Genomic DNA, 7,349 nt, shown 5'->3' on the forward strand with positions numbered 1-7,349 from the left:
CCACCGCCCCGGAGCGGGTCGCGGTGCAACTGCGCGATGAGTTGCTCGACGGGCGGTACGCGGCGGGAACACGCCTGCGGGAAGGCGAGCTCGCGGAGCGGTTCGAAGTCGGCCGGCACACGGTGCGATCCGCCATCCGCCTGCTGGTGGAGCGCGGCCTGATCGTCCACGAGCGCAACCGGGGCGCCGTGGTGCCGCCGCTGACGCAGCGCCGGATCGACGAGATCTTCGGCTTCCGCAAGGTGCTCGAGATCGGTGCGCTGCGCATGGCACTCGCGGACGGCGCCGATCTCACGCCGGTGGTGGCAGTGGTGGAGGAACTCGAGCGGCTGGTCGGTCGGGATCCGGCGCCGTCCTGGGGTGAGTTGACGGAGGTACACGCTCGTATCCACCGGGCGATCGTCGCGGCGGCTGACAACTCGCACCTGCTGTCGGCCTACGCCCGCTGCGAAGACGAGACCCGGACTCTGCTCGCCGTCCTGCATCCGGACTTCGACGCCCGCCGCCTGGCCACCCTGCACCGCCAACTGTTGGACAAGTTGCTCGTTGGCGGCGACGTCGCCGTCCAGGCCCTGGCTGACGATCTGGAGCTTGCCGGGCGGGCCGCCCTGCTGGTGGCGCTCCGCCGCGCCGAGACGGTCGCGCGCGCGTTGGCACGCTGAGGCAGGCTCACGGCCCGGGGTTCTTGACTGCGTCAGATTGTTACACAATACTCGCTCCGATTGTTGCTCCAATCTTCAAGGTGGAGGACCGGCATGACCGCACCGACCGTGCGCACCCAGGACATCGACCGGCTCCTCACCGCCTCCGTCGACGCCGGCGAGATCCCGGGCCTGTCCGCACTGGCTGTCACCAGGGACGGCACTCGCTACAGCGGCTCGTTCGGGGATCGCGCCGCTGGGGCACCGTGGACGGAGAACACCGTCACCTGGCTCGGCTCGATGACCAAGATGATCGTCGCTATCGGAGCATTGCAGCTGGTCGAACAGGGGCGGCTCGACCTCGACGCCGACCTCGGGACCTTGCTGCCAGCGCTGGCCGAGCCGAGAGTCCTGGAGGGTTTCGACGATGCCGGCCGCCCGAAGGTCCGCCCGGCGAACGGTGCGGTCACGTTGCGACGGCTGCTGTCACACACCGCGGGTTATGGCTATCACTTCTGGAACGCAGACGTCCTCCGCTACCAGGAGGCGGAGGGACTGCCCGGCATCATCGAGTGCCGCGAGGCGACACTGACCACCCCGCTGCTGTTCGACCCGGGTACGGCCTGGGAGTACGGCATGAACATCGACTGGGTCGGGAAGGCGATCGAGGCCGCCAGCGGCCAGGACCTCGAGCGGTACCTGCGCGGCTCGGTCCTCGATCCGCTGGGGATGTCGGCCACGAGTTTCCGGCTCGGCCCGGCGCTGCGCGATGAGCTGGCCGCGATGAACTTCCGGTCGCCCGACGGCCTGGTGCGGATCGAGTTCGAGATGACCCAGGAACCGGAGTTCCTGATGGCCGGGGGCGCGATGTACGGCTCCCCCGCCGACTACCTGACCCTGCTCCGGATGATCCTCGGGGGCGGCGCGGTGGACGGGGTCCGGATCCTGCGCGAGGACACCCTGACCGAGGCCCTGTCCAACCAGATCGGCGACCTGACGATCGGGAAGATCACGACTGTCGATCCGGGCAGCTCGAACGACGTCGAGTTCCTGCCGGGCACCACGAAGAAGTGGAGTCTGCTCGGTTTGCTCAACGTCGAGGAGACGCCCGGAGGGCGGTCGGCCGGCAGCCTGTTCTGGGCCGGGCTGGCGAACTCGTACTACTGGGTCGACCGCGACCGGGGCAACGCCGGGGTCCTCGTCACCCAGATTCTGCCGTTCGGTGACCACGCTGTGCTCGAGTTGTTCGACCGTTTCGAGAACGCCATCCGCACACTCTGAGCCAGCCTCGTCGACGATCTCGGCGCCCAGCTGCGGTACGTCTACGAACGCATCGCGGAATCGCTGCACACCAGTGGCATGGACTTCAGCAACGTCGTGCGGGAGAACATGTACGTGACCTCGCTCGACGATCTGCTACCGCACATGGCGTATCGCAAGAGCATCTACGGCGACGGTCCGTTCCCGACCTCCACCACCGTCGAGGTGCAGAAACTCTTCGCTCCGGGTCTCATGATCGAGATCGACGTGACGGCCTTCGACGGATGAGCAACGCCTGAGGGCCCGGTAACCGGTTCGGACCTGAACGCCGCCGTCGAAGGGCCGGGGCCCGATCTCCGTGCCCTGTCGGCAGGGGGTGAACTCTCACACGTCTTCGAGACCGGACGGACACCTCGCGTTAACCTAGGGGCCTGATTTCGCTGTGCCCCGGGTGGTGCCGCACATACCGCACCCAGCCTCGACCCGGCAGACGCCACAGCACGTTCACCAGGAAGGTGAGACATGCGCCCGCGCGCTGACCGCTGCCGTTGCTGTGCCCGAACCACGCCGACTCGGGCCGGTGCCCTGTGACGCTGGCGCTCACCCGCGGCCCCGCGCTCTACCCCGCCACACTCGCTCCGGTCCGCCGCACGCTGCTCGACGTGCTCGCCGAGACCGCCGCGAAGCACCCCAACGAGGCCGCGGTCGACGCCGGCGGCACGGTGCTCACCTATCGCAGGCTGGCCGAAGAGGTCGGCATCGTCCGGCGCCGCCTCGCCTTTGCCGGCATCGGGGTCGGTGACCGCGTCGGCGTCCGGATCTCCTCCGGCACCGCCAACCTGTACGTCGCGGTCCTCGCGGTACTCGCCGCGGGCGCCGCGTACGTCCCGGTCGACGCCGACGACCCCGAGGAGCGGGCCGAGCTCGTGTTCGGCGAGGCTGGGGTGTGCGCGGTGCTCGGCGACAACGGGTCCCTCACGACGCACGCCACGCCGATCGGCACACCGGGCGCACCCGGCCCCGACAACGACGCGTGGATCATCTTCACGTCCGGCTCGACGGGCACGCCGAAGGGCGTCGCGGTCAGCCATGGCTCCGCCGCGGCGTTCGTCGACGCCGAGGCTCGCCTTTTCCTCACCGACGAGCCGATCCAGCCCGGTGACCGGGTGCTGGCGGGGCTGTCGGTCGCGTTCGACGCCTCCTGCGAGGAGATGTGGCTCGCGTGGCGGCACGGTGCCTGCCTGGTCCCGGCACCCCGGGCGCTGGTGCGTACCGGGGTTGACCTCGGACCGTGGCTGGAGGCGCAGCGGATCACGATCGTCTCCACCGTCCCGACGCTCGCCGCGCTCTGGCCGACGGAAGCGCTGGAGGACGTGCGCCTGCTGATCTTCGGCGGGGAGTCGTGCCCGCCCGAGCTGGCCGAGCGGGTGGCCGTCGAGGGCCGCGAGGTATGGAACACCTACGGGCCGACCGAGGCTACCGTCGTCGCCTGCGCCGCCCAGCTCACCGGTGCGGGGCCGGTCCGGATCGGACTGCCGCTCGACGGGTGGGCGCTCGCCGTCGTCGACAGCGCGGGCGACCCGGTTGCGATGGGCGAGAGCGGCGAGCTGGTGATCGGCGGAGTCGGCCTCGCCCGTTATCTGGACACGGCGAAGGACGCCGCGAAGTTCGCCGCGCTGCCCTCGCTGGGCTGGGAGCGCGCCTACCGCAGCGGTGATGTGGTCCGCGCCGACGAGGCGGGGCTGCTGTTCCTCGGGCGCGCCGACGAGCAGGTCAAGCTCGGCGGTCGGCGCATCGAGCTGGGTGAGGTCGACGCCGCGCTGCTCACGCTGCCCGGCGTCCGGGGCGCGGCGGCCGCAGTGCGCCGCACCCGGGCCGGGAACCAGGTGCTCGTGGGGTATGTGGTCACCGACGGCGGTCTGGACACCGATACCGCGTCGCTGGCCCTGCGCGAGCAGCTCCCCGCCGCGCTCGTGCCGCTGCTCGCGGTGGTCGAGGACCTGCCGACGCGCACGTCCGGCAAGGTCGACCGGGATGCACTGCCGTGGCCACTGCCGGCGGCCAGCGGCGTCGACCCCGTCGCGGCGGGCCTGCTGACCCCCACCGAGGGCTGGCTTGCCGAGGGCTGGGCGGAGATCCTCGGCGTGGCGGTGACCGACCCGGGGGCCGACTTCTTCAGCCACGGCGGCGGCAGCCTGACCGCGGCGCAGCTGGTGGCACGGATCCGCACCCGGCACCCGAGAGTGTCGGTCAACGACATCTACCTGAACCCGAAGCTGGGGTCGCTCGGCGCCCGGTTGGACACACTGAGCACGACCACGACCAGCCGGCGCGACGTCGCTCCGACGCCCCGGCGCGCGGCGTTCGCGCAAGCGCTGCTGATGGCTCCGATGCTGGCGCTGGTCGGCCTGCGCTGGGCGAGCGTCGCCGCCGCGATCTCGACGGTCGCCGCCACGACGCTCCCGCTCCCCTGGATGCCTGCAGTGCCGTGGTGGTCGCTCGCGGTGGCCTGGCTGGTGCTGTTCAGCCCGGCTGGCCGGGTCGGGATCGCGGCGGGGGGCGTCCGGCTGCTGCTGCGCGGCGTGCGTCCCGGCAGCTATCCGCGCGGTGGCTCGGTGCACGTGCGGCTGTGGGCGGCCACCCGCCTCGCGGAGCTGTCCGGCGCGACCGGCATCTCCAGCGCGTCCTGGACCACCCGCTACGCCCGGGCGCTCGGCGCGAAGATCGGCAAGGACGTCGACCTGCACTCGCCGCCTCCCGTGACGGGCCTGCTCAAGGTGGGGCGCGGCGCGGCCGTGGAGCCGGAGGTGGATCTCGCCGGCCACTGGGTCGACGGCGACGTCGTGCACATCGGCAAGATCCGGATCGGCGCCGGGACCACCGTCGGCTCGCGCAGCACCCTGCTGCCGGGCACGCGGATCGGCAAGGGCGCCGAGATCGCAGCGGGGTCGACGGTGCGCGGCGCCGTCCCCGCCGGTCAGCGCTGGGCCGGCTCGCCGGCGGGGCGGACCGGCAAGAGTGGCGTGCGCTGGCCGTCGTCCCGGCCGCCGCGTTCGCGCACCTGGACGCTCGCCTACGGCGTCACGTCGATGCTGCTCGGGCTGATGCCCGCGGTGGCCGCGCTGCCGGCGCTGGTGATCATCGCCGCCGGGGTCGCCGAGAGCAGCGTCAGCGGAACGAGCATCGGCGGCGCCACGACGTCGCCCTCGGCCACGATGGGCCGGGCGCTGCTCATGGTCGCCCCCGCGACGGTGGCGTACCTGCTGGCGTACGCGGCGCTCGTCGTCGCCGGGGTGCGCCTGCTCGGCATCGGCATGGCCGAGGGCTTCCACCCGGTGCACAGCCGCGCCGGCTGGCAGGTCTGGACCACCGAGCGGCTGATGGGCATGGCTCGCACCAGCCTGTTCCCGCTGTACGCCAGCCAGTTCACGGCCGCGTGGCTGCGATTGCTCGGCGCGAAGGTCGGCCGCGATGTAGAGGCGTCGACGGTGATCGCGCTGCCGAAGATGACCACGGTCGCGGACGGCGCGTTCCTCGCCGACGACACCATGGTCGGCACCTACGAGCTCTCCGGCGGCTGGCTGCACGTGGCGCCGTCACGCGTCGGCAAGCAGGCGTTTCTCGGCAACTCCGGCATGACCGCGCCGGGCCGTTCGGTGCCCAACCGCGGGCTCGTCGGCGTGCTGTCCGCAACCCCGCGCAAGGCGAAGAAGGGCTCGTCGTGGCTCGGTCTGCCGCCGATGCCGCTGCGCAGGACGGTCGAGCGGGGCGACACGAGCCGCACGTTCAACCCGCCCCGCCGGCTCAAGATCGCCCGAGGGCTGATCGAGCTGTGCCGGGTGGTGCCGGTGATGTGCTCCGTCGCGCTCGCCGTGCTCGTCGTCGGGGTACTGATGGCGGTCCAGGTCTCGGCCGGGTTCGGGGTGGCCGCGTTGCTCGCCGGCCCGCTGCTGCTCGCGGCGGGTGTCACGGCCGCTGGCGTGACCACGGTGATGAAGTGGCTGCTCGTGGGCCGGTTCCGGCCGGTGGAGCACCCGCTGTGGAGCTCGTTCGTCTGGCGCAACGAGCTGGCCGACACGTTCGTCGAGGTACTGGCGGTGCCGTGGCTGGTCGGGCCGGCGAACGGCACCCCGGTGCTGACGGGGTGGCTGCGGTCGATGGGCGCGAGCATCGGGCGCGGCGTGTGGCTCGAGACGTACTGGCTGCCCGAGTCCGATCTCGTGCGGCTCGGCGACGGCGCGACCGTCAACCGGGGCTGCGTCGTGCAAACTCACCTGTTCCATGATCGGATCATGAGCATGGACGAGGTACACATCGACGAGGGCGCGACCCTCGGGCCCAACGGGATCGTGCTCCCGGGCGCGGGCATCGGCGCGGGCACGACCGTCGGACCGGGATCGCTGGTCACCCGGGGCGACACCGTCCCGGCCGCGACCCGCTGGCTGGGCAACCCGATCACGACGTGGGGCTGAGCCGCAAACCGACGGTCGGCGCGGCGCGGTCGGGCGACCCGTACCTGCCCGCGCACGGCAACGGTGGGTACCGGGTCGAGCACTACGAGCTGGACCTCGACTACAAGCTCGCGGCCAACCGGCTCAGCGGGCGGGCAGTGCTCACCGCCGTGGCCGACGCGCCGCTGAGCCGGTTCAGCCTCGACCTCGCCGCGTTCCGCGTGCCGAAGGTGCTCGTCGACGGCCGGCCGGCGCGGTTCACGCAGACCCGTTCGACGCGCAACGGCGACAAGCTGCACGTCACGCCGGCCCGAGCGGTCGAGGGGCGGTTCACCGTCGAGGTGCGCTACGTCGGCAACCCCGCACCGGTGTCCAGCCGCTGGGGCGACGTCGGCTGGGACGAGCTGACCGACGGCGCGCTCGTCGCCAGCCAGCCGGTCGGCGCGCCGTCCTGGTTCCCGTGCAACGACCACCCCTCGGACAAGGCGACCTACCGCATCACCGTGACCACCGCGGCGCCGTACACGGTCGCCGCCACCGGCGTGCTCACCGCGCGGCGCAGCTCGGCCGGCACCAGGACCTGGGTGTACGAGCGGGCGGAGCCCACGGCGTCGTACCTGGTCAGCGTGCAGATCGGGCGCTACGACGAGGTCGAGCTCGCCGCCGGCGGAGTGCCACAGGTCGCGCTGCTCCCGGCCCGGCTGCGCAAGAACGCCGCGCGCGACCTCGGCCGGCACCCCGCGATCATGACCGCGCTGGAGGGGTTCTTCGGCCCGTACCCGTTCGCCAACTACCAACTCGTCGTCACCGAGGACGAGCTGGAGGACCCGATCGAGGCCCAAGGGATGTCGATCTTCGGCGCGAACCACATCGACGGCCGGCGCACCCATGAACGACTCGTCGTCCACGAGCTGGCGCACCAGTGGTTCGGCAACAGCCTCACCATCGCCGACTGGAGCCACATCTGGCTCAACGAAGGCTTCGCGACGTACGCGGA

4 protein-coding genes and 1 pseudogene are annotated in these 7,349 nt (G+C 71.8%); all 5 read left to right on the forward strand.

What is annotated here, in order from left to right; genetic code table 11:
• Nucleotides 1–662: GntR family transcriptional regulator (locus VGH85_16535; GenBank protein ID HEY2175415.1), on the forward strand; the 662-nt coding region annotated here is incomplete at its 5' end.
• A gap of 93 nt (nucleotides 663–755) precedes the next feature.
• On the forward strand, nucleotides 756–1,922 hold the full coding sequence (locus VGH85_16540; protein ID HEY2175416.1) for a serine hydrolase domain-containing protein: 1,167 nt from the start codon (nucleotides 756–758) through the stop codon (nucleotides 1,920–1,922).
• A 24-nt stretch (nucleotides 1,923–1,946) separates the two neighbouring features.
• Nucleotides 1,947–2,189 (forward strand): annotated as a pseudogene (locus tag VGH85_16545) (RidA family protein).
• Between the two features lie 299 nt (nucleotides 2,190–2,488).
• Nucleotides 2,489–6,373, forward strand: a complete 3,885-nt coding sequence (locus tag VGH85_16550; protein HEY2175417.1) for a Pls/PosA family non-ribosomal peptide synthetase — start codon at nucleotides 2,489–2,491, stop codon at nucleotides 6,371–6,373.
• The coding region (locus VGH85_16555; GenBank protein ID HEY2175418.1) for a M1 family metallopeptidase at nucleotides 6,364–7,349 on the forward strand (986 nt) is incomplete at its 3' end. The genes VGH85_16550 and VGH85_16555, both read left to right, overlap by 10 nt.

It is taken from the genome of Mycobacteriales bacterium (assembly GCA_036497565.1).
Classification (GTDB): domain Bacteria; phylum Actinomycetota; class Actinomycetes; order Mycobacteriales; family QHCD01; genus DASXJE01.

Coding starts and splice junctions, on each gene's coding strand:
- VGH85_16540 (HEY2175416.1), top strand. CDS start 756: ATGACCGCACCGACCGTGCGCACCCAGGACATCGACCGGCTCCTCACC.